The sequence below is a fragment of the Trinickia sp. genome (assembly GCF_036503415.1).
Classification (GTDB): domain Bacteria; phylum Pseudomonadota; class Gammaproteobacteria; order Burkholderiales; family Burkholderiaceae; genus Trinickia.
Window position 1 is genome coordinate 1 of sequence record NZ_DASXWY010000167.1, and the last position, 21,980, is coordinate 21,980.

The 21,980-nt window shown below is 63.1% G+C and carries 21 protein-coding genes and 4 tRNA genes; 21 read left to right on the forward strand and 4 right to left on the reverse strand.

The window, feature by feature from the left end; translation table 11 throughout:
• Positions 1-58 precede the first annotated feature (58 nt).
• The 4 genes from VGL01_RS20790 (at position 59) to VGL01_RS20805 (ending at position 2,626) form a co-directional block, all read left to right on the forward strand.
• Positions 59-313, forward strand: a complete 255-nt coding sequence (locus VGL01_RS20790) for a formate dehydrogenase subunit delta (RefSeq protein ID WP_331572826.1) — start codon at positions 59-61, stop codon at positions 311-313.
• Positions 314-322: 9 nt separating this feature from the next.
• Positions 323-1,363: a 2-dehydropantoate 2-reductase gene (locus VGL01_RS20795; RefSeq protein WP_331572698.1), complete on the forward strand. Its 1,041-nt coding sequence runs from the start codon at positions 323-325 to the stop codon at positions 1,361-1,363.
• Positions 1,364-1,698: 335 nt separating this feature from the next.
• The gene (locus tag VGL01_RS20800; protein ID WP_414720315.1) at positions 1,699-1,929 is read left to right on the forward strand and encodes a hypothetical protein; all 231 of its coding nucleotides are present in this window, start codon (positions 1,699-1,701) and stop codon (positions 1,927-1,929) included.
• Complete coding sequence (locus tag VGL01_RS20805; protein ID WP_331572700.1) at positions 1,907-2,626, forward strand: GntR family transcriptional regulator; 720 nt, start codon at positions 1,907-1,909, stop codon at positions 2,624-2,626. Before VGL01_RS20800 ends, VGL01_RS20805 begins: the two co-directional genes overlap by 23 nt.
• Before the next feature lie 15 nt (positions 2,627-2,641).
• Here the strand turns inward: VGL01_RS20805 and VGL01_RS20810 are convergent, their stop codons facing one another.
• On the reverse strand, positions 2,642-3,589 hold the full coding sequence (locus tag VGL01_RS20810) for a LysR family transcriptional regulator (protein ID WP_331572702.1): 948 nt from the start codon (positions 3,587-3,589) through the stop codon (positions 2,642-2,644).
• A gap of 543 nt (positions 3,590-4,132) precedes the next feature.
• On the opposite strand from VGL01_RS20810, the gene oxlT reads away from it, so the two are divergent.
• On the forward strand, positions 4,133-5,431 hold the full coding sequence (oxlT, locus tag VGL01_RS20815; protein WP_331572704.1) for an oxalate/formate MFS antiporter: 1,299 nt from the start codon (positions 4,133-4,135) through the stop codon (positions 5,429-5,431).
• A 263-nt stretch (positions 5,432-5,694) separates the two neighbouring features.
• On the opposite strand, the gene VGL01_RS20820 is transcribed toward oxlT, so the two are convergent.
• The gene (locus tag VGL01_RS20820; protein WP_331572706.1) at positions 5,695-6,078 is read right to left on the reverse strand and encodes a hypothetical protein; all 384 of its coding nucleotides are present in this window, start codon (positions 6,076-6,078) and stop codon (positions 5,695-5,697) included.
• Between the two features lie 263 nt (positions 6,079-6,341).
• On the opposite strand from VGL01_RS20820, the gene VGL01_RS20825 reads away from it, so the two are divergent.
• The 14 genes from VGL01_RS20825 (at position 6,342) to VGL01_RS20890 (ending at position 17,708) form a co-directional block, all read left to right on the forward strand.
• Entirely contained in the window at positions 6,342-7,055 is a 714-nt protein-coding gene (locus tag VGL01_RS20825) for a GntR family transcriptional regulator (RefSeq protein ID WP_331572708.1), read from the forward strand.
• 221 nt (positions 7,056-7,276) lie between these two features.
• Positions 7,277-9,019, forward strand: a complete 1,743-nt coding sequence (oxc, locus tag VGL01_RS20830; RefSeq protein ID WP_331572710.1) for an oxalyl-CoA decarboxylase — start codon at positions 7,277-7,279, stop codon at positions 9,017-9,019.
• Positions 9,020-9,051: 32 nt separating this feature from the next.
• Positions 9,052-10,302: a formyl-CoA transferase gene (gene frc, locus VGL01_RS20835; RefSeq protein WP_331572712.1), complete on the forward strand. Its 1,251-nt coding sequence runs from the start codon at positions 9,052-9,054 to the stop codon at positions 10,300-10,302.
• 67 nt (positions 10,303-10,369) lie between these two features.
• The gene (locus VGL01_RS20840; protein WP_331572714.1) at positions 10,370-10,801 is read left to right on the forward strand and encodes a PAS domain-containing protein; all 432 of its coding nucleotides are present in this window, start codon (positions 10,370-10,372) and stop codon (positions 10,799-10,801) included.
• 29 nt (positions 10,802-10,830) lie between these two features.
• Entirely contained in the window at positions 10,831-11,106 is a 276-nt protein-coding gene (locus VGL01_RS20845) for a hypothetical protein (RefSeq protein WP_331572716.1), read from the forward strand.
• A 92-nt stretch (positions 11,107-11,198) separates the two neighbouring features.
• Positions 11,199-12,446 carry a formyl-CoA transferase gene (frc, locus tag VGL01_RS20850; protein WP_331572830.1) on the forward strand — a complete coding sequence of 416 codons (1,248 nt, stop codon included), beginning with the start codon at positions 11,199-11,201 and terminating at the stop codon, positions 12,444-12,446.
• 133 nt (positions 12,447-12,579) lie between these two features.
• Positions 12,580-13,359 carry a fumarylacetoacetate hydrolase family protein gene (locus VGL01_RS20855; protein WP_331572718.1) on the forward strand — a complete coding sequence of 260 codons (780 nt, stop codon included), beginning with the start codon at positions 12,580-12,582 and terminating at the stop codon, positions 13,357-13,359.
• A gap of 1 nt (position 13,360) precedes the next feature.
• Positions 13,361-14,956 (forward strand): Re/Si-specific NAD(P)(+) transhydrogenase subunit alpha, encoded by a 1,596-nt coding sequence (locus VGL01_RS20860; RefSeq protein WP_331572719.1) that lies wholly within the window; start codon positions 13,361-13,363, stop codon positions 14,954-14,956.
• Between the two features lie 13 nt (positions 14,957-14,969).
• A complete protein-coding gene (locus VGL01_RS20865; RefSeq protein ID WP_331572721.1) occupies positions 14,970-16,361 on the forward strand; it encodes an NAD(P)(+) transhydrogenase (Re/Si-specific) subunit beta in 1,392 nt (463 codons plus the stop codon).
• Between the two features lie 204 nt (positions 16,362-16,565).
• Positions 16,566-16,641: transfer RNA gene (locus tag VGL01_RS20870), tRNA-Glu, on the forward strand.
• Positions 16,642-16,718: 77 nt separating this feature from the next.
• Positions 16,719-16,795: transfer RNA gene (locus tag VGL01_RS20875), tRNA-Asp, on the forward strand.
• Positions 16,796-16,857: 62 nt separating this feature from the next.
• Positions 16,858-16,933: transfer RNA gene (locus tag VGL01_RS20880), tRNA-Glu, on the forward strand.
• Between the two features lie 77 nt (positions 16,934-17,010).
• Positions 17,011-17,087, forward strand: a tRNA-Asp gene (locus VGL01_RS20885).
• A 156-nt stretch (positions 17,088-17,243) separates the two neighbouring features.
• Positions 17,244-17,708, forward strand: a complete 465-nt coding sequence (locus VGL01_RS20890) for a GNAT family N-acetyltransferase (protein WP_331572723.1) — start codon at positions 17,244-17,246, stop codon at positions 17,706-17,708.
• Between the two features lie 30 nt (positions 17,709-17,738).
• Here VGL01_RS20890 and VGL01_RS20895 read toward each other — a convergent pair whose 3' ends face one another.
• A complete protein-coding gene (locus VGL01_RS20895) occupies positions 17,739-18,617 on the reverse strand; it encodes a helix-turn-helix transcriptional regulator (RefSeq protein ID WP_331572725.1) in 879 nt (292 codons plus the stop codon).
• A 117-nt stretch (positions 18,618-18,734) separates the two neighbouring features.
• On the opposite strand from VGL01_RS20895, the gene VGL01_RS20900 reads away from it, so the two are divergent.
• Positions 18,735-19,166, forward strand: a complete 432-nt coding sequence (locus VGL01_RS20900; protein ID WP_331572832.1) for a gamma-glutamylcyclotransferase family protein — start codon at positions 18,735-18,737, stop codon at positions 19,164-19,166.
• Between the two features lie 45 nt (positions 19,167-19,211).
• On the opposite strand, the gene aceB is transcribed toward VGL01_RS20900, so the two are convergent.
• Positions 19,212-20,804 carry a malate synthase A gene (gene aceB, locus VGL01_RS20905; RefSeq protein WP_331572727.1) on the reverse strand — a complete coding sequence of 531 codons (1,593 nt, stop codon included), beginning with the start codon at positions 20,802-20,804 and terminating at the stop codon, positions 19,212-19,214.
• Positions 20,805-20,945: 141 nt separating this feature from the next.
• Here aceB and VGL01_RS20910 point away from each other — a divergent pair, with 141 nt between their 5' ends.
• Complete coding sequence (locus VGL01_RS20910; RefSeq protein WP_331572729.1) at positions 20,946-21,848, forward strand: LysR family transcriptional regulator; 903 nt, start codon at positions 20,946-20,948, stop codon at positions 21,846-21,848.
• Positions 21,849-21,980: the final 132 nt, after the last annotated feature.

Below are 21,980 nucleotides of genomic sequence, written 5' to 3' on the forward strand. Positions count from 1 at the left end.
CGCGAGCGCGGCGCGGCCCATGCGGGCACGGGCAAATGAGCACAGTGAGAGACCGACGATGAACGAGCAGCACCTGATCGAGATGGCCAACCGCATCGGCGAGTTCTTCGAGTCGATGCCCGATCGCGACGAGGCCCTCGCCGGCATCGCCGAGCATATCCGCTCCTTTTGGGAGCCGCGCATGCGACGCGTCCTACTGAACGCGCTCGACGCGGCCAGTGCGTCCACGATGCGCGAGATCGTTCGCGAGGCGCTTTCGCTGCGCCGCGCCGAACTCGAGCCGCGCGCCACCGCTTTCGTGACTTCACTTTAGGGAACCCATATGAAGATCTGTGTATATGGCGCCGGCGCGATCGGCGCTTACATGGGCGCACAGCTTGCACTGGCCGGTGCCGATGTGAGCTTCATCGCGCGCGGCCCTCATCTCGCGGCCATGCAGAAGAATGGCGTCCGGCTTCAAACGGAAGAGGGCGAGCGTGTGGTCAACGTGCGGTGCACGTCCGATCCGCGCGAGCTTGGCGAGCAGGACTACGTCATCGTCGCACTCAAGGCGCATTCCGTGGCCGGCGTCGTCGACGCAATGCAGCCGTTGCTGGGCCCGAATACCGCGATCGTGACGGCCATCAACGGCATCCCGTATTGGTACTTCTATCGCCACGGGGGCGTATTCGCCGGCACCATGCTCGACAGCGTCGATCCGGGCGGCACGCAATGGAAACGCCTCGGGCCCGAACGCGCGATCGGCTGTGTGCTGTATCCGGCTGCGGAGATCGTCGAGCCCGGTGTCGTACGCCATGTCTACGGCAAGAAGTTTCCGATAGGCGAGCCGAGCGGCGAGAAAACCGAGCGCATCCTCGCGTTGCAGGAAATGATGGTGGCGGCCGGCTTCGATGCGCCGATCCGTGACGACATCCGCGATGAAATCTGGCTCAAGCTCTGGGGCAATCTCTGCTTCAACCCGATCAGCGCATTGACGCATGCGACGCTCGACGTCATCACGAGCAACCCCGGCACGCGTGCCGTGTCCCGAACGATGATGCTCGAGGCAAAGTCGATTGCGGATCGCTTCGGAGTGCATTTCCGCGTCGATGTGGAGCGGCGCATCGACGGTGCGGGCGCCGTTGGGGCGCACAAGACTTCGATGCTTCAGGATCTCGAGTCCGGCCGTCCGATGGAAATCGATCCGTTGCTGACCGTCGTGCAGGAGATGGGCCGCCTCGTTGGCCAGGCGACCCCGATCATCGACACCGTTCTCGCGTTGATCAAGCTCCGGGAGCAAACGGCGCAGCACGCGCTTGCGCAGACGGCTGCCCGGGCCGCCTCGCAGCCTCCCGGCGTCACGCAAGGGGCTCGCGCGGCGTAACGCATCGTAGGGGGAACTGCTTCCCGGCCGATTCCCGCCAGCCTTTTTTCTCTCCCGCACACCGTTGCCGCGCCTGCGGCGACGGTGTCCGCATCCCGAAGTCCGCCTGATTCCCCTTTTGGTCCAAGCGATTACCCGCTGACATCCGTGCGGCGCGGTATCCTGTCGGTCGTGCGTCGCCCGCTACTCCGCGTGCGTGGGGCTCCTCCACGTACGTGTCGCTGAAACAACGGATCGCGGCGATTCCGTGAAATATCACATACAAAATATTGACGGCCGCCGCGTCGCAGCATTACCATGGCTACCATCTGATCAAACTTCTCCTGGAGTGGGAAATGGAACTGGTGGAACTTCCGAACTTGTCGTTGCTTTCGCTCGCGGCCGTCGGTCTTGGCAGCCTCGCTACCTACTTGATTTCGCAATGGCTGCCCGCATCGGTCGCGGATCTCGCGGCCAAACACGGGCGTTTCGTCGGCCTGGGCGAAGTGGAGGGCGCCGGCGTGCACGCTGGGGCACGCCCGGGGCGGACTCGTGAGGCACTAAATGTCGTCAGAACTGCTAACTAAAACTACCGCTTCACCGCTCACGCTTTCGCTGAAATCGATCGGCGCGAGCGTCAGCTTGCGCGATCAGGCTTATGCGATGCTGCGCAAGGCGATTGCGGACGCCGATATCTACGCGACGCGGGAGCCCGTGAGGCTCGATGAGCGCATGCTGAGCGAAACGCTCGGCGTCAGCCGAACGCCGATTCGGGAAGCGATGACGCTGCTCGAACAGGAGGGTTTTTTACGCACGGTTCCGCGCCGCGGGATTTACATCGTGCGAAAGAGCCGGCGCGAGATCGTCGAAATGATCCAGATGTGGGCCGCACTCGAGAGCATGGCGGCGCGCCAGGCGACGCTGCACGCGACGGACGAGGAAATCGCCCGCTTGCGCCGCATGTTCGACAACTTCCGCGATACGACTCCCGCCGAGCATATCGAAGAGTATTCGGATGCGAACATCGCGTTCCATCAGGCGATCGTCGAACTGTCGAAATCGCAGATCATCCTCGAAACGATCAAGAACATCTTCGTGCACGTCCGGGCGATCCGGCGAATGACGATTTCGCAAAGCGACCGTGCCGCTCGCTCGATCGTCGACCATCTGCGCATCATCGAAGCGCTCGAAAAACGCGATACCGAGCTGGCGGAGCGACTCGTCCGTCAACATTCACTCGATTTGGCCGATTACGTCGACGCGCATTGCGATTTTCTCGACTGATCGCGCGGCCCGGGTTCAGGCGTGCTTCGCGGTCAGCGCGCCAACCCGGGTAATCTGCTCGAGCAATGCCGCGCCTTCGTCGATCAGGAAACGCTTGAAGGCTTCCGCAACGGGAGGCAGGCGTTTGTTCTTGCGGTGCACGACATACCAGTTGAGCATGACGGGGAAGCCCTCGACGTCGAGCACGACGAGATTGCCGACTTGCAATTCGAGACTGATCGTGTGAGCCGACAGGAAAGCGATGCCCATACCCGCGATCACGGCTTGCTTGATCGTCTCGGTGCTCTTGATCTCCATGGCCACCTTCGGGTGCTCGAGCCGGCCGGCGAGTCCCTCCTGCATCGAATTCCAGGTGTCCGAGCCGCGCTCGCGCACAATGAACGGCTCGTCGGCCAGTTGTGCCATGGTGATGAAGCGTTTCGACGCGAGCGGATGCGTCGGTGCCGCGACGATGACATAGGGATGGGGCGCGAACGGCTCGGTCGTGACGTCCATATTGACCGGCGGGCGGACCATGACCGCTAAGTCGGTCTGATTCGTCGATAACTGCTGAAGCAATTCCTCGCGGTTGTGGACCGCGAGATTGAATGTCACCCCGGAATAGCGGCGTGTGAACTCGGCGAGCAAACGTGGAAAGAAATAATCGCCCGCGCTGATGACGGCGACATTGAGCGTACCGCCGGAGATACCTTTGAGCTGGCTCATCGCTTCGTCCTCCTGCTGGAATTGCTGAAGGATCGTGCGGCTGAACTGCAGCATTTCGGTGCCGGCCGGCGTCAGGTAGATTTTCTTCCCAAGCTGTTCGAAAAGAGGCAACCCCGCGTGCTCTTCGAGTTGAGCAACCTGCGTGGAGACCGCCGGCTGCGTCAGATGAAGCTCCTCTGCGGCACGTGAAAAGCTCAGGAGGCGGGCAACCGTTTCGAAGACCTTCAGCTGCCGAAGCGTTGCATTTCTGATAGTCATGGCCGAAGCGGGTCCATAAGCAAAACTGGATCGTCATCGTAACAAACTTCAGGTTTTCCTAACTTAGCAAAGACCCTATGCGTCCGCCCCTTTTGCCGACGAAGCGCACTTTGCGCGCATTAGGGATAACACCCGGCAGGAGCGACCTGACTTGAGTAGGCGAGAGACCGGCAATCCCGCAACGTGTTGCGCCGTGGGCTCCGAGCCGTGCTCGGCCGGTCCATAAACGAAAGTGAATCGAGACGGTAACAAACTTTGATTATCGGTAATTCATCGCTGCCCCTAGCATGCGTCTATGCAATCAGGCTTTGTCATCGAACAGGAAAGCGCGCATCGGCGCCGCGCCGCGCAGCAAGGCGGCTGGAGCCCAGGCGCGAGTCTGTCACGTCGATGCCGCCGGCTGGTTGCCTTTTCACTCATCGCATTCAAGGGCTCAGGCACTCACTCGATTTTATAAATGATTCATAAAGAATGAATGAATTAAGAGTGTAGGCCCGTTGCGCCTCTCGCTTTTCAATAATTAGATGGATGGAGACGAAGCAAATGGACGGAAACGCTGCATTTTGGAAGGGCAGGTGGTCTCAGCTGTTCATCGGCATGCTCTGTATGGCACTCGTGGCCAACCTTCAGTACGCGTGGACACTGTTTGTCGCACCGATGCAGGCGCGGCACCATTGGGAACCTGCGTCGATCCAGCTGGCTTTCTCGATCTTCATTCTGACCGAGACCTGGCTCGTTCCCGTGGAAGGGTGGCTCGTGGACCGCTTCGGCCCACGGCCGGTGGTGGCGCTCGGCGCGGTTTGCGCGGGCCTGGCATGGGTCATTTATTCGTTTGCCACCACGCTGCCTGAGCTCTATGCAGCCTCGGTCATCGCCGGAGTTGGGGCGGGATGCGTCTATGGTACGTGTGTCGGCAATGCGCTGAAGTGGTTCCCCGATCGCCGCGGTCTCGCGGCGGGGCTCACTGCCGCTGGTTTCGGTGCGGGCGCGGCCGTCACCGTGATTCCGATCGCCAACATGATCACGCGCTCGGGCTACGAACACGCGTTCTTCTTCTTCGGCATTCTGCAAGGAGCCTCCATCTTCGTGCTCGCCATGCTGCTCGCCAAACCGACGGGCCGCGGCGCGGTCGCGCCCAAGCGCAAGTTCGCGGTCACGAAGGTCGACTACACGCCTGGCCAGATGGCTCGTACGCCGGTCTTCTGGGCCATCTATATCTCGTTCGTCGCTGTGGCGGCCGGCGGGTTGATGGCAACGGCGCAGATCGGGCCGATCGCCAAGGATATGGGCCTGGCGCGCTTGCCGATGACGCTCTTCGGGCTGACGTTGCCGCTGCTGACGATGACGCTTTCGATCGACAACATCTGCAACGGCTTCACGCGGCCGCTGTGCGGCTTCGTCTCGGACAAGATCGGCCGTGAAAACACGATGTTCATCGTCTTCATCGGCGAAGGCCTCGCGCTGCTCGGCCTCATGCAGTACGGCACGAACCCCTATGCGTTCATGACGTTCGCGGCGCTGATCTTCCTGTGCTGGGGCGAAATCTTCTCGATCTTCCCCGCCATCTGCGCGGACACGTTCGGCAGCAAATTCGCCGCGGGCAATGCGGGGCTGCTCTATACAGCCAAAGGTACCGCGTCGCTGCTCGTGCCGCTCGCATCGATCCTGGCCTCCGCCGGCGGATGGAACGCGGTGTTCCTGGTGTCGGCCGCCATCACGATCACTGCGGGGGTCGCGGCGAAATTCCTGCTCGCCCCCATGCGCTCGCGTTGGATCGAGTCGCAGGGGGAGGGTGAGTCGTTCGTTGCGGCACCTCGTTCGTCGTCGTCGCTGACGCATTGATCGCAGGCTAATGGGCGCCTTGCTCGGTTTCGGGCAAGGCGCCCAATGTTTTTGGACGGACGGATTGCGCGAGCTCGACTCGCGCGCAGCACCAACAAGACACGGCAAGCCTCGGCAAGTAACAAGCCTCGACAAGTAACAAGCCCCGGCAAGTAACAAGCTCCGGCAAGTAACAAGCTCCGGCAAGTAACAAGCAACAAAAACGCCGCGCGATGAATGCGCGGCGTTACGAGAAAAGATTAGGAGTACTGATGAATACCGGATCAGGCGCCGGCGAGCATGGGCAAGCTGTAATCGGTCTGGACCTGCGTATCGCGCGCGCGGACCTGCACGACGGAGGGGCGGTTCGTTTCCATGTGGATCGCCGTGTCGAGAATCGGCAGCGGCTCGGGGCGCTGCGCGTTTTTCCTCGTCAGGATGGCGTGGCTCAGGAATTCCGGGCTGTAGGCCTTGAGCAGATGCGGATGGTGAGTCTCGATGTACGTCACGATCCGCATCGCTTCGTCCTCGATGCAGGCAAGCGATGCAAGCGTGCGCGCATCCCACCGAAAGCGCAGTCCCAACTCCTCGAACGCCATGTTGTAGGCGCACACATGCGCGTGCAGATCGGCCTCGGCCTCGCGCCCCTCGATGAATGCCTGGCTCATAGCCCTTTCCTCCGGATCGATGAATCGGTGAATCGATGATTTGACTAGAGCATAAAGCGCCGATTGGATAGTCGATAGTTAAAGTTTTATTGGAAAACCATAAGGCAATACATATGGATACCCACGCCAGCCGCGCTGCGGCGGCCTCGCTGCAACGACCCGCCCCTCTTTCCTCGCGTAGCCACTGCATCGGAACGCTTGGGTCTGGTAGATATCTGATATACAGTATTGAGAATATCGAAGAGGCGAGGGGACAGAGAGCCATGGAGAGGGAAGCTGAGAGCCGCGGTGTACCGGCGGCATTGACGTTGGCGCCGATCGGCGCCTCGGCGTCGCTGCGCGACCAGGCTTACGCGAGCCTGAAGCGTGCGATTGCCGAGACGGACATTTACCGTTCGCGCGAGGCGGTCCGCCTCGACGAGAAGGAGCTGGCCGAGGCGCTCGGTGTAAGTCGTACGCCCGTGCGCGAGGCCATGACGTTGCTCGAACAGGAAGGGTTCTTGCGGACCGTGCCGCGGCGCGGCGTCTACATCCTGCGCAAGACCAAGCGCGAGATCGTCGAGATGATCCACATGTGGGCGGCGCTCGAAAGCATGGCCGCGCGTCTCGCGACGCTGAGGGCGACCGACGACGACCTCGCGCGGCTGCGGCGGCTCTTCGACGACTTCGGCGAGACGGCGCCCGCGGACCAGGTCGAGGAGTACTCCGAGGCGAATATCGCGTTTCACCAATCGCTCGTCGAGTTGTCGGACTCGCCGGTTCTCATCGAAACGGTCAAGAACATCTTCATGCATGTGCGCGCGATCAGGCGCATGACGATCGCGCGCAGCGATCGCGCCTCGCGCTCGATCGGCGATCACATGCGAATCATCGAAGCCCTCGAGGCGCGCGATACCGAGCGCGCCGAGCGCCTCGTAAGACAGCATTCGCTCGATCTCGCGGCGTTCGTCGAGGCGCATTGCGACTTCCTCGATTGAAGCAGCGGTATCGGTAAAGCAACGGAATCAGGGCGAGCTCGAGAGGCGGCTCGCTTGTGCACCGCAACCGAAAAACGGTCAGCGGTGGGTCGCGTCGAGGGCTGAGGGGAATCGCACTGCAGCAACGTTCAACGGGCCGCAAAAAAAGCCTTGACTAATACTGTGTGTGGAATATTGTATATCACCAGAAACACCAAACATCTGCGCCAAGGAGGCAAGACATGGCAGAAGTCGTTGGGACGATCGAGCCGGAGACGATCCCCGCTACCGAAACACCGCCGATGACCGACGGCTTTCATCTCGTCATCGACGCATTCAAGCTGAACGGCATCGAGACGATCTACGGGTTGCCGGGCATTCCCGTGACCGACCTTGCGCGTCTCGCGCAAGCCGAGGGCATGCGGGTCATCAGCTTCCGACATGAGCAAAACGCAGGCAACGCCGCGGCAGCCGCGGGTTATCTCACGCAAAAGCCAGGGCTTTGCCTGACGGTTTCGGCGCCTGGCTTTTTGAACGGATTGACCGCACTTGCCAATGCGACGACGAACTGCTTTCCGATGATTCTCGTGAGCGGCTCGAGCGAGCGCGAAATCGTCGATCTGCAGCAGGGCGATTACGAGGAGATGGACCAGCTCAATATCGCGAAGCCGCACGCGAAGGCTGCATTCCGCGTCCTCCATGCGGAAGACATCGGCATCGGCGTGGCCCGCGCGATTCGTGCGGCCGTCTCGGGCCGTCCCGGCGGTGTTTATCTCGATCTGCCCGCCAAGCTCCTGGCGCAGACCATGGATGCCGCGGCCGGCCGGAAATCGCTCGTGCGCGTGGTCGATGCCGCGCCGCGCCAATTGCCCGCGCCGGAATCGGTGAGCCGGGCGCTCGAATTGCTCAAGCGCGCCAAGCGTCCGCTGATTCTGCTCGGCAAGGGCGCGGCCTATGCGCAGGCCGACGCCGCCGTCCGAGAGCTGGTCGAGAAATCGGGCATTCCCTATCTGCCGATGTCGATGGCCAAGGGCCTGTTGCCTGACAATCATCCGCAATCGGCGTCCGCGGCGCGTTCTTTCGTGCTCGCCGAATCGGACGTGGTCATGTTGATCGGCGCGCGCTTGAACTGGCTGCTTTCGCACGGCAAGGGCAAGACCTGGGGCAGCCCGAAACAGTTCATTCAGCTCGATATCGCTCCGACCGAGATCGACAGCAACGTGGCCATCGCGGCACCGGTGATCGGCGATATCGGCTCATGCGTCGCGGCGCTCGCCGAAGGCATCGGCGCGGACTTCCCGAAGCCGGCGGCCGATTGGCTCGCAGCCGTGGCCGAACGCAAGAACAAGAACCTGACGAAGATGGCGGCCACGCTCGCGGCCGATCCCACGCCGATGAACTTCCACAGCGCGCTGAGCGTGCTGCGCGACGTCGTCAAGGCCAACCCCGACATCACGATCGTCAATGAAGGCGCCAATACGCTCGATTACGCGCGCAGCATCATCGACATGTACCAGCCTCGCAAGCGGCTCGACTGCGGCACGTGGGGAATCATGGGTATCGGCATGGGCTTCGCGGTGGGCGCTGCCGTCGAAACCGGCAAGCAGGTCATCGCGATCGAGGGCGACAGCGCCTTCGGCTTCAGCGGTATGGAAGTCGAGACGATCTGCCGCTACGACCTGCCCGTGTGCATCGTCGTGTTCAACAACAACGGCGTTTATCGCGGCACGGACGTCAACCCGTCGGGTGGAAAAGACGTCGCGCCGACAGTGTTCGTCAAGGGTGCGCGCTACGACAAGATGATGGAAGCGTTCGGTGGCAAGGGCTATCACGTGACGACCACGAAAGCGCTCCAACAGGCACTCGACGAAGCGATCGCGCTCGGCAAGCCGGTGCTCATCAACGCCGTCATCGACGAATCGGCGGGCACCGAAAGCGGCCGGCTCACCAACCTCAATCCGCAAAGCGCGGCAAGCAAGAAATAACGCTCGAGATTCCCATACATCAGGAGAAAACAATGAGCCTTCCGTTAGACGGCATCAAGATCATCGATTTCACGCATGTTCAGGCCGGCCCCGCCTGCACGCAGCTGCTCGCCTGGTTCGGTGCGGACGTGATCAAGGTCGAGCGCCCGGGCGCCGGCGACGTGACGCGCAATCAGCTGCGCGACATTCCCGACGCTGACGCGCTGTACTTCACGATGCTCAACAGCAACAAGCGTTCGCTGACGCTCGACACCAAGAAGCCCGAGGGCAAGGCGGTGCTCGAAAAGCTGATCCGCGAATCGGACGTTCTCGTCGAGAACTTCGGCCCCGGCGCGCTCGATCGCATGGGCTTTTCGTGGGAGCGCATCAAGGAGCTCAATCCGAAGATGATCGTGGCATCGGTCAAAGGCTTCTCGGAGGGGCATCACTATTCCGATCTGAAAGTGTATGAGAACGTCGCCCAGTGTGCGGGCGGCGCCGCCTCGACGACCGGCTTCTGGGACGGCCCGCCGACGATCAGCGCGGCCGCGCTCGGCGATACCAACACCGGCATGCATCTTGCGATCGGCATCCTGACGGCGATCATCGGCCGCCAGAAGACGGGCAAGGGGCAAAAGGTGGCAGTCGCGATGCAGGATGCGGTGCTGAACCTGTGCCGCGTCAAACTGCGCGATCAGCAGCGTCTCGAGCGCGTGGGCTTCCTGAAGGAGTACCCGCAGTATCCGCACGGCACGTTCACCGACGTCGTACCGCGCGGCGGCAATGCGGGCGGCGGTGGGCAGCCGGGCTGGGTGCTCAAGTGCAAGGGCTGGGAGACGGATCCGAACGCCTATATCTACTTCACGGTCCAGGACCATGCGTGGGAACCGATTTGCCGCGCCCTCGGCCGTCCGGAATGGATCAACGATCCCGACTACATGACGCCGGAGGCCCGTCAACCGCATATCTTCGACATCTTCGGCAAGATCGAAGAGTGGCTTGGCGACAAGACGAAGTTCGAAGCGGTCGACATCCTGCGCAAGTTCGACATTCCGTGCGCGCCGGTGCTCAGCATGAAGGAGCTGGCTTATGACGAATCGATGCGCAAGACGGGTTCGATCGTCGAAGTGCCGCACAAGGTACGCGGCACCTACCTGACGGTTGGCAGCCCGATCAAGTTCTCGGACCTCAAGCCCGAGATCACGTCGTCGCCGCTGCTCGGCGAGCACACGGAGGAGGTTCTGCAACAGCTTGGCTATACCCAGGAACAGATCTCCCAAATGAAGGAGATCGGTGCCGTCTGACGGTCTGCGCGAAAGCGGCGGGGGCGGTCGATATACTGCCCCCGTCAATACGAATGGGATATGCGCCATGAAAACGACAGTCGATTTGCAGCAGTTGCTTTCGGTTATCGGCGATGCGGTCGTCGTCTCGGACGCCGAGGGCAGCATCACGTTGTGGAACCCCGCGGCCGAACGCATGTTCGGCTTCACGGAGCAAGAGGCGCTCGGCCAGTCGCTCGATCTGATCATCCCTCAACGCTTGCAGCAGCGTCATTGGGACGGCTATCGGAAGACGATGGAGACGGGCCAGACGCGCTACGGCAACGACGTGTTGAAGGTACCGGCCGTGCACAAGGATGGCCGTGCGCTGTCGATCGCGTTTACGGTCGCGCTGCTTCATTCGGCTGACGGCGCATTGACGGGGATCGTCGCGGTGATTCGCGACGAGACGAGCCGCTTCCAGGAAGATCGCAATTTGCGCAAAAGGCTCGCGGAGCTCGAAGCGCGCGCTGGCGCGTGAAGCGCGGCTCGGCCGGCAAGCCGCACGCGATGCGGGAGAGCACAACGAAGGGGCGTGTGATGCAGGTGGAAATACTGGGCCGGTTTCGGCTCGAGCTGTCGGCGAGGCAACTGATCGACAACGGCGGATGGACAGCCTTCGCGGCGGTGCGCGATGCGGCGGACGGCGAGCCGCAGGAGCATGTGAGCCTGCTGCCGTTTCAGCGGGTCGTCGACGATGCGGTCTTCGCGAGCGAAGCCGCCGCGCTCGCGGCGGCGCGCCGGGCCGCGATGGCGCTCGTCGTCTCGGCCGGATCGTCGCGCTGACGGACTCGCACACCGCCGACCGACTGGGAATGCGGCACCTTGCGCCATCGCAATCGGCGCTGATCGATACGAATGAATATTGGAGACAGGAAGTGGGCAAGGCATTGAAGGGGGTGCGTGTCCTCGATTTCACGCATGTGCAGTCCGGGCCAACCTGCACGCAGCTACTGGCCTGGTTTGGCGCGGACGTCATCAAGGTCGAGCGGGCAGGAGCGGGCGACGTTACGCGCGAACAACTGCGCGACATTCCCGATGCCGACAGTCTTTACTTCACGATGCTCAATCACAACAAGCGTTCGGTGACCATCGACGCGAAGCATCCCGAAGGCAAGAAAGTGCTCGAGGCATTGATCCGGAAATGCGACGTGCTCGTCGAGAACTTCGCGCCGGGCGCGCTCGAGCGCATGGGCTTCGGCTGGGAGCGCATACAGGAGTTGAATCCGCGCATGATCCTCGCTTCGGTCAAGGGCTTCGGGCCGGGACCGTACGAGGACTGCAAGGTCTATGAAAACGTCGCCCAGTGCGTGGGCGGCGCGGCATCGACTACGGGTTTCGACGATGGGCCACCCGTCGTCAGCGGAGCGCAGATCGGCGATAGCGGCACCGGGCTGCATCTCGCGCTCGGCATCGTGACGGCGCTTTACCAGCGCACCGTGACGGGCCGCGGACAGTACGTGCTGGCGGCCATGCAAGACGCCGTGCTCAATCTTTGCCGCGTGAAGCTGCGCGATCAGCAGCGCCTGGATCGCACCGGTGTGCTGCGCGAGTATCCGCAGCATCCCGCGGGCACCTTCGGTCCGGCCGTGCCGCGTGCGGGCAATGCGTCGGGCGGCGGCCAACCGGGCTGGATCCTGCGCTGCAAGAACTGGGAGTGGGATTACAACGCCTACATCTATTTCATTGCGCAGGCGCCCGTGTGGGGCAAGATCTGCAACGTCATCGGCAAGGAGGAGTGGGTCACCGATCCCGACTACGCGACCCCCGATGCGCGGCTGCCGCGACTCAAGGATATCTTCGCCGAGATCGAACGGTGGACCATGAGCAAGACCAAGGTCGAGGCGATGCAGATTCTGAACCGCTACGACATCCCGTGCGGTCCGGTGCTGTCGATGAAGGAGATCGCGGAGGACGAGTCGCTGCGCAAGACGGGCACGATCGTCGAGGTCGATCATCCGGTGCGCGGGTCGTACCTGAGCGTCGGTAACCCGATCAAGCTCTCCGACAGCCCGACCGTCGTCACGCGCTCGCCACTGCTTGGCGAGCATACGGACGAGGTCATGGCGGAGCTCGGATTTTCTGCCGATCAGATTGCGGAGCTGCGCGCGGCAGGCGCGATCTGATCGGAACTGCACCGGCGAAATGCAGCGGCCCGCTCGGCGGGCCGCGCATCGCGCCGCGTTGCAACGGGCGGGCATTGCGTTGCATCGCATCGGCTCGCCCGACAAGCCCAATTCAACTTCAGGAGATATCCCGATGAGTTCGTGGATACGCTTTCACTCGTCCGGCGGAAGCGTCGGCTTCGGTGTACTCGAAGACGATTGCGTGGCCGAGTACGAGGGCGATATGTTTGGCGCGGCTCGTGCGACCGGATCCCGGCGGCGGCTCGAGGACGTGCGGCTCGTGAGCCCGTGCGCGCCGACCAAGGTCATCGCTTTATGGAACAACTTTTACGCGCTGGCCGAAAAGCTCGGCAAGGCGGCGCCTTCGCATCCGCTGTTTCTGATCAAGCCTCCGATGTCCGTGATCGGCCCGGGGCAGCCGATCCGGCGGCCGACCGGCTACGGCGGCAAGATCGCTTATGAGGGCGAACTCGGCATCGTGATCGGCAGACAATGCCGCGACGTGTCCGTCGACGAGGCCGCGGCCTGCATCTTCGGCTATACCTGCATCAACGATGTCACGGCTGTCGAGCTGCTCAACGAGGATCCCAACTTCGCACAATGGTGCCGGGCGAAGGGGTTCGACACGTTCAGCTGCATCGGCCCGGCCATCCGCACCGATTTCGACTGGCGCAACGCCCATGTCGTGACGCGCCTCGACGATGTCGAGCGGCAGAATTATCCGCTGGCGGACATGATTTTTTCGCCCGAGGCACAGGTGAGCATGATCTCGCACGACATGACGCTGATGCCGGGCGATGTCATCGCGTGCGGCACCTCTGTCGGCGTGGGTTCCATCAAGGATGGTGCCGAGGTCAGTGTGTCGATCGAGGGCATCGGCGCCCTGTCCAACGTGCTTGGCGCGAGGGGCTGATATGGCGATGACCATTGCGGTGCCGAAAGAAGTGCATCCGGGCGAGCGGCGTGTCGCCGCCACGCCCGAGACGGTCGCACAATTGCGCAAGCTCGGCTATGAAGTGAGCGTCGAAATGGGAGCGGGTGCGGCGGCCGCGTTCGATGACGAAGCGTATCGCGCGGCGGGGGCTCGGATCGTCACCGATGCGCGCGCCCTATGGAGCGAGGCCGATGTCGTCGTCAAGGTCCGGCCGCCCGAGCACCATCCCGCGCTTGGGGTCGACGAGGCCACGCTCCTCGGACCGGGCGCGACGCTGATCGGCTTTCTCTGGCCTGCGCAGCATCCCTCGCTCGTCGATGCGCTGGCCGCTCGCGGCGCCAATGCGCTCGCGATGGATTGCGTGCCGCGTATTTCGCGCGCGCAAAAGCTCGATGCGCTGAGTTCGATGGCGAACATGGCCGGCTATCGCGCGGTGATCGAAGCCGCGTATCGCTTCGGCCGGCTTTTTACCGGTCAGATCACGGCCGCGGGCAAGATGCCGCCCGCGAAGATCATGGTCATCGGCGCCGGCGTGGCGGGTCTCGCCGCGATCGGTGCGGCGCGCGGGCTAGGCGCGATCGTGCGCGCTTTCGATACGCGCCCCGAGGTCGAGCAACAGGTGCAGAGTCTCGGTGCCGAGTTTCTGACCGTCGACATCGACGAGGAGGGCAGCGGGGCAGGCGGTTACGCGAAAGAGATGAGTGCGCGCTTCATCGAAGCGGAGATGGCACTGTTCGCGGCGCAGGCCAAGGAAATCGACATCATCGTCACGACCGCGTTGATTCCGGGCAAGCCGGCACCGAAGCTGATCACCCGGCAGATGGTCGAATCGATGCGCCCCGGCAGCGTGATCGTCGATATGGCGGCCGAGCAGGGCGGCAACTGCGAGCTGACGAAGCCGGGCGAGGCCGTCGTCGAACACGGTGTGACCATCGTCGGCTATACCGATTTGCCGAGCCGCATGGCAACCCAATCGAGCCAGCTCTATGCCACCAACGTCCGGCATTTGCTGACCGATCTGACGCCGCAAAAGGACGGCACGTTGCGAATCGATATGGACGACGAGGTCGTGCGCGGCGCCACGGTGGTCTATGCGGGCAAGCTCACCTGGCCGCCGCCCGCGCCGAAGCAACCCGCTGTCGCGCTGCATCGCCCCGCGCCGGGCGCGGTACCGCATGCGGTGCCTGGGATGGCCGACAAGAGCGAAGCCGGGACGGCCGCGCGTGCGTCGGGCGCAGCTTCGGCCGTGCTGCTGGGCATCGCCGTACTGGCGCTTCTCGCGTTGGGCGCGCTCGCGCCGTCTTCGTTCGTTTCGCATCTGACCGTGTTCGTGCTGGCCGTGTTCGTGGGCTATCAGGTCATCTGGAACGTGACGCCTGCGCTGCATACGCCGTTGATGAGCGTGACCAATGCGATCAGCGGAATCATCGTCATTGGCGCACTCCTGCAGCTCGGCACCGGCAATGCGCTCGTGACCGTGCTGGGCGGCATTGCGCTCTTTGTCGCGACGATCAACATCGCCGGCGGGTTCCTCGTCACACAACGCATGCTGAAGATGTTTCAGCGCAATTCATAAGGAGTCCTGAGCGATGCTCAATGGAATCGGCAATATCGCGTATCTGGGCGCGAGCACGCTGTTCATCCTGAGCCTGCGCGGGCTCAGCCATCCGGTCAGCGCACGGCGCGGCAATCTCTATGGGATGCTCGGCATGCTCGTCGCGATTGCCGCGACGCTCTTGATTGCGCCGGGCGTGAGCCTCGCGGTCGTGCTCGTATGCGCGGCAGCGGGCGCCACACTGGGGGCGCTGCTCGCCAAGCGCGTCGAAATGACGCAAATGCCGCAGCTCGTGGCCGTGCTGCACTGCTTCGTGGGGCTGGCCGCCGTCGTGACGGCCGTCAACAGCTATTTGGCACCGCTCGCCGGGCTCGCGGGCGCCGCGCGCGTCATCCACGAATGCGAGATCTATCTCGGCGCGCTGATCGGGATGGTCACGTTCACAGGCTCGATCGTGGCGTTCCTGAAACTGCAAGGCACGCTCGGCGGCAAGCCGCTCATCTTGCCGGGGCGACATGCACTGAACCTCGGCATCGTGGCTGTCGCGCTTGCGCTCGGTTACCGGTTTCTCACGGCACCGTCGGCCGATGCGGGTTTGTTCGCACTGCTGACGATGATCGTCTTTGCAGGGGCGCTGGGTGTCCACCTCGTCATGGCCATCGGCGGCGCCGACATGCCTGTCGTCGTATCGATGCTCAACAGCTATTCGGGGTGGGCCGCGGCGGCCACGGGCTTCATGCTCGATAACGATCTGCTCATCACGACGGGCGCGCTCGTGGGCTCGAGCGGTGCGATTCTCAGCTACATCATGTGCCGCGCGATGAATCGGAGTTTCATCTCGGTGATTCTCGGGGGCTTCGGCACGACGAGCGCCGCGAGCAGTACACAGGCTGCCGGCGAAGTCGTGGCCGCGACGGTGGACGAAGTGGGCGCGTTGCTGCGCGACGCGTCGGACGTCATCATCGTGCCCGGCTATGGCATGGCGGTCGCGCAGGCGCAGTCGACCATCAGCGAAATCACGCGCAAGCTGACTTCGATGGGCGTGAAAGTGCGCTTCGGTATTCACCCCGTTGCCGGTCGTTTGCCCGGACATATGAACGTGCTGCTTGCCGAGGCCAAGGTCCCGTACGACATCGTGCTCGAGATGGATGAAATCAACGACGATTTCGCGCACGCCGACGTGGTGCTCGTGATTGGCGCGAACGACATCGTCAATCCCGGCGCGCTCGAAGATCCCACCAGTCCGATCGCGGGCATGCCGGTGCTCGAAGTCTGGAAAGCGCGCACGGTCGTCGTTTCCAAGCGCAGCATGGCTTCGGGGTACGCGGGAGTCGACAATCCGCTTTTTTACAAGGACAACACACGCATGTTGTTCGGCGACGCCAAAGCCAGCGTCGATGCGTTGCTGCAAGCGCTCGCGGCCTGAAGAGAGCCCGCCGGCGCGCCCAAAAGCGCTTGCGAACAGGCAAAATGGGTGCGTATAATCGCGGGCTTCGCTCTTGCGCAAGTTGCGCTGGGCGGTGAAGAAGAAAATACTTCACAAACGCGGCACGCGAAGATAGAATGGCGATCTTCGCTTTTGACGAAAAGTCGATCGCGGCAGTAAGTCGAGCAGTAACGTGAGAATTTTGTCCCCTTCGTCTAGAGGCCTAGGACATCACCCTTTCACGGTGAGTACAGGGGTTCGAATCCCCTAGGGGACGCCAGACATCGCGGTGCAGCTGAAAAGCGCGCCGCAGCGCCAGAGACAAGACCAACACTCTGGCGTCACGATGCCAAGACTGGAGTGGTAGTTCAGTTGGTTAGAATACCGGCCTGTCACGCCGGGGGTCGCGGGTTCGAGTCCCGTCCACTCCGCCAGACAAAGCCCGTTCAGTTCATGCTTGAACGGGCTTTTTTAATAGAAGTGCAAGCTGTACGTTGTCCCCTTCGTCTAGAGGCCTAGGACATCACCCTTTCACGGTGAGTACAGGGGTTCGAATCCCCTAGGGGACGCCAAACATCGCGGCGCTGCTGAAAAGCGCGCCGCAGCGCCAGAGACAAGACCGACACTCTGGCGCCACGATGCCAAGACTGGAGTGGTAGTTCAGTCGGTTAGAATACCGGCCTGTCACGCCGGGGGTCGCGGGTTCGAGTCCCGTCCACTCCGCCAAAAATGAAGAAAGCCCGTTCGAGCATGCGTTCGAACGGGCTTTTTTTTAGCCGCTCGGCCAATCTACGGCGAAAGCGCAGCGCCGGGGAAATTCTCGGTTGCCAGCCGCGTCGCCCTGGCTTACCGTGTCTGGGATTGCTCCTCGTTCCGGCTGCGATGTTCGACCCCTCCGATGCCCCGTTGCCGTTTCATCTGCGCGAAGCCGTGCCCGACGACTTCGTCTTTGCGGAAGCGCTGACCCGTGCGAACATGAACGGTTACTACGAGCGCCATCACCTCGTCTGGCGGGCCGATCTGTTCTACGCGAGCTGGTGCGAGTCGGAGAACTTCGTTCTCGAGTCGGACGGCGAACCGATCGGCGTGCTGCGGATGACGGAAGAGGGCGATTCGCTTCATATTCGCGACGTGCAGATCGCCGCTGACCACCGGCGTCAGGGCGCCGGCACCTTCTTGCTGAGAACTTGCCACCGATGGGCACGCGAACGCGGCTTGCAGGAACTGCAATTGCGTGTATTCGTCGATAACCCGGCCGCGCGGCTCTATCTGCGTATGGGTTACCGGAGCGCCGGCCCTCGGTTGGCGCAGTTCGGCGCAATCCGGCATATGACGCGGCGCGTCTGAGCGGCCGGTTCTGCGGCGCCAGCGTAATGCTCAGCGGTGCGACATGGCTTCGGCAGCACTCTCGATTTCGTCGTCGGCCTCCCCGGGAGGGGCCTCGGTGCGTTCATGGCCGCGCACCATGAACGCGCGCGGGCTCTCGCCGAACGCGCGCCGGAACATCGCCGAAAACGCGCTTTGGCTCTGATAACCGAGTTCGCGCGCGATCCGCGAAAGCGCGAGCCCTTGGTTGAGCAAAGGAATGGCGCGTGCGAGGACCGCTTGCTGTCGCCACTGGGAGAAGCTCATGCCGAGCTCCTGCCGAAAAAGACGCGCGATCGTGCGCGTGCTGGCGCCCACGCTCGCCGCCCAGTATTCGAGCGAATCGGTATTGCCCGGATCCGCGAGCAGCGCTTCGCATAATGCACGGAGCCGTTTTTCCCGCGGCATCGGGACCGACAGCGGCAACGGGGCAGCGCGGGCAAGCTCGTCGAGCGCGAGCGCGCCGAGCAGCTTCTCGCGAGCCGGCGCGAGATCGGCCATATCCATCGCCGCAATGACTTCGCGCAACAGACACGAGACCTCCATGACACGGCAGCTCTCGAGCCCGGCCGGAACCGCGGACTCGTCGATATAAAGCGTGCGCATGTAGGCCTCCTCGACGACGACCACTTCATGCGGTACATGCGGCGGCACCCAGATTGCTCTCGACGGCGGCACGATCCAGCTACTGCTCTCGATCGCGAGCCGCAACACGCCGCGCGGGGCGTAGGCCAGCTGTGCCCACGCGTGCATGTGCATGGTGATGCGTTCGCCGGCCGGCATGGGCCGCGAACGGACACGGATCGGATGGGCGCGCGTCGGTGCGAATTCGGGCGGAATGTCGACGAAATGCACGCGTGCGGCGGGCGGTGCCAAGGCTCGTAAGGTCATGGTTGCGTTAGCATACTATCGCTCTCGGGGGACCGGCATGCATAATGCATGTCCGGCGCGAGCGGCGACCGGGCACCGGCGTATGAACGAGTAAGGCACCGGAACAGTGGGGTGGAGATGCTACACGTTTTCGTATATGGCACTTTGCGCGAAGGCGAAGTGAACGACATCGGCCAGGCCGCCGCGCGTCACGGGCTGCCGGCCCCACGGCTCCTCGGCGCGGCTTCGGTGCAGGGGCGGCTATACGATTTCGGCAGCTATCCAGGACTTGTGCCGGACCGCGAGGCTCCCGCAGTGCGCGGCGATGTCTACGAGATCGACGATGCGCTCCTGCCGGTGCTCAACGAGATCGAGGAAGTCTATCCCGGCGTCGAGGGCCTCTTTCGCTTGCGCGAGATCGGCGTCAACGTTGCTGGACGGGAACTGCGGTGTTTGTTCTATCCGGTGGCGGCGGAGTCCGTCGCCGAGCGCTTGTTAATCCGCGCGGGCGACTGGGTCCGCTACCGCATCGCACGCGACGCGGCACCCGAGCTCCGCTATGGCAGCTGAGCGTAGCTGACAGCAACGGGCCCGGGGCGCGACGCGGTCGCCGGATCAGATTTCCTCGTAGAGCGGCAAGGTCAGGAATTCGGTGAACTGCTCCGACGTCGACATCTGCTCGAAGATCTGCGCCGCACGCTCATAAGGCGCCGCTTCCCCGTCAACGGCCTGCTTTACTTTTTCCAACTCTTGTTGCGCCAGCGCGCGGACCAGCTCGGCCGTGACCTTGCGGCCGTCGTCGAGCGTGCCCTTCGGCGAGCGGATCCATTGCCAGACCTGCGAGCGCGAGATCTCGGCGGTTGCCGCGTCTTCCATCAGATTGTGAATCGGCACGCAGCCGTTCCCCGTGAGCCACGAACCGAGGTAATGGATGCCGACGTTGATGTTGTTGCGCAGACCCGCCTCGGTGATCGGGGCTTCGGGGCGAAAGTCGAGCAGGTCCTTGGCGGTGACCTGTACATCGTCGCGTCGTTTGCCGATCTGATTCGGCTTGTCGCCGAGCACCTTGACGAATTCTTCCATCGCGAGCGGCACGAGGCCGGGATGCGCGACCCAGCCGCCGTCGTAACCGTCGGTTGCATCGCGCGCCTTATCGGCGCGCACCCCCGCCATCGCTTTCTCGTTCGCCGCGGCGTCGCTCTTGATCGGAATCAACGCACTCATGCCGCCGATCGCGGGCGCATTGCGTCGGTGGCACGTCTTCAGCAACTGCAGCGCGTAGGCGCGCATGAACGGCACGGTCATCGTGATCTGAGCGCGGTCCGCGAGGCAAAACGCTTCGTCGTTCTTGAACTTCTTGATGGCCGAGAAGATGTAGTCCCAGCGGCCGGCGTTGAGCCCCGAGCTGTGCTCGCGCAACTCGTAGAGAATTTCGTCCATCTCGAAGGCGGCGAGGATCGTTTCGATGAGCACCGTAGCCCGGATCGTCCCGCGCGCGAGTCCGATCGCTTCCTGCGCCGCGATGAAGACATCGTTCCACAGGCGCGCTTCGAGATGGCTTTCGATTTTCGGCAGGTAGAAGTAGGGGCCGCTACCTCGCGCGATCAATTCTTGTGCGTTGTGAAAGAGGTAGAGCGCGAAATCGAAGATGCCGCCCGAGACGCGCTGGCCGTCGACCTTGACGTGTTTTTCGTCGAGATGCCAGCCGCGCGGACGCACGATCAGTGTGGCGACCTTGTCGTTGAGCCGATATTGCTTGCCGTTCTGTTCGAGCGAGATCGTCCGGCGCACGGCATCCTTGAGGTTCAATTGCCCGGTGATCTGGTTGTGCCAGTTCGGGGTATTCGAATCCTCGAAGTCGGTCATATAGGCGTCCGCACCCGAGTTCAGCGCATTGATGATCATCTTGCGCTCGACCGGGCCCGTGATTTCGACACGTCGGCATGCCAGATCCTCGGGCAGCGGCGCAATGCTCCAATCGCCGTCGCGCACCGACTGCGTTTCGGCCAGGAAGTCGGGACGCTCCCCCGCGTCCAGCCGCCGCGTGCGCGCCGCGCGCCGCTCGAGCAATTCGCGCCGGCGCGGCTCGAACCGACGATGCAGCTTCGCGACGAGCGCAAGCGCGTCGGGGCTCAGGATGGTTTCGAAACCGGGCTCGATCGGGCCGGTGATCTCCATGCCTTGCGGCAGCGACAACGTGTTCGCCATGTGTTTCTCCTTGGTCGGTCAAATGGCAAAATCGCTCATTCTATTGGTGATGATTTGGTATAAAAAAGCGCTTGGAAGTTAATTGATCTTTGACTTTTTGATACATAATCTGCGGTTGTTCGAATCTCTACACCCCCGGTCATGGCGCGCTTCAAGCAAATCGAGACCTTCGTCGCCGTGGCGGCGAAAGGCAGTCTTTCCGCGGCCGCCCAGGCCGAAGGCGTGGCGCCCGCCGTCATCGGGCGCCGGCTCGACGCACTCGAAGAGCGGCTCGGCGTGAGGCTTGTCGTGCGGACGACGCGCAAACTGACGCTCACGTTCGAGGGGGCGGCGTTTCTCGAGGATTGTCAGCGGATCGTCAGCGATCTCGCGGATGCGGAGGCGAGCGTGTCGGCCGGCGGCGTCAAGGCGAGCGGCCATCTGCGCGTATCGGCACCGGCCGGCTTTGGCCGCAAGCACGTGGCGCCGCTCGTGCCCGAGTTCGCGGCGGCTCATCCCGACGTTTCCGTCACGCTCGACCTGTCGGATCGGCTCGTCGATCTCGTGAACGAGGGCTTCGACTGCGCCGTGCGGCTCGGGGACCTGTCCGACTCCTCGCTCGTCTCGCTCAAGCTCGGCGAAAACCGGCGCGTCTGTGTGGCCGCGCCCGCCTATCTCGCGCGTCACGGCGCGCCGGATTCGCTCGCCGCGCTTGCGAGCCACAACTGCCTCACGCTGGCGGCGAACGCGAACCAGCAGCGAGTCTGGACCTTCCAGCAGGCGGGCGAGGTCGTGTCGATCAAGGTCGGCGGCGCGGTGGAGTGCTCCGATGGCGCGGTCCTGCATGAGTGGTGCCTCGCCGGCCACGGGCTTGCCTGGCGCTCCTGGTGGGAGGTCGGTGGCGACATCGCGGCGGGGCGCCTCGTCACGGTGCTCGACCGGTTCGCGGCGCCGCCCATCGGCATTCAGGCGGTGTTCGCACAACGGCGGCATTTGCCGCTGCGCGTCCGTCTTTTCCTCGATTTCCTCAAGCACACCTACGCTCAGCCCGGCTACTGGCAATAGTGTCAGGCGGGTTTTCGATATGCGGACTGTCCCGTAGCCGCGCGAAAGCCGGGCGGTGCGGGCACTACAATCGACTTCAGGCACCCGGCGCAAGGCGCGCAAAAGACGCTGCGGGTGTCCCTGCGCGATGTC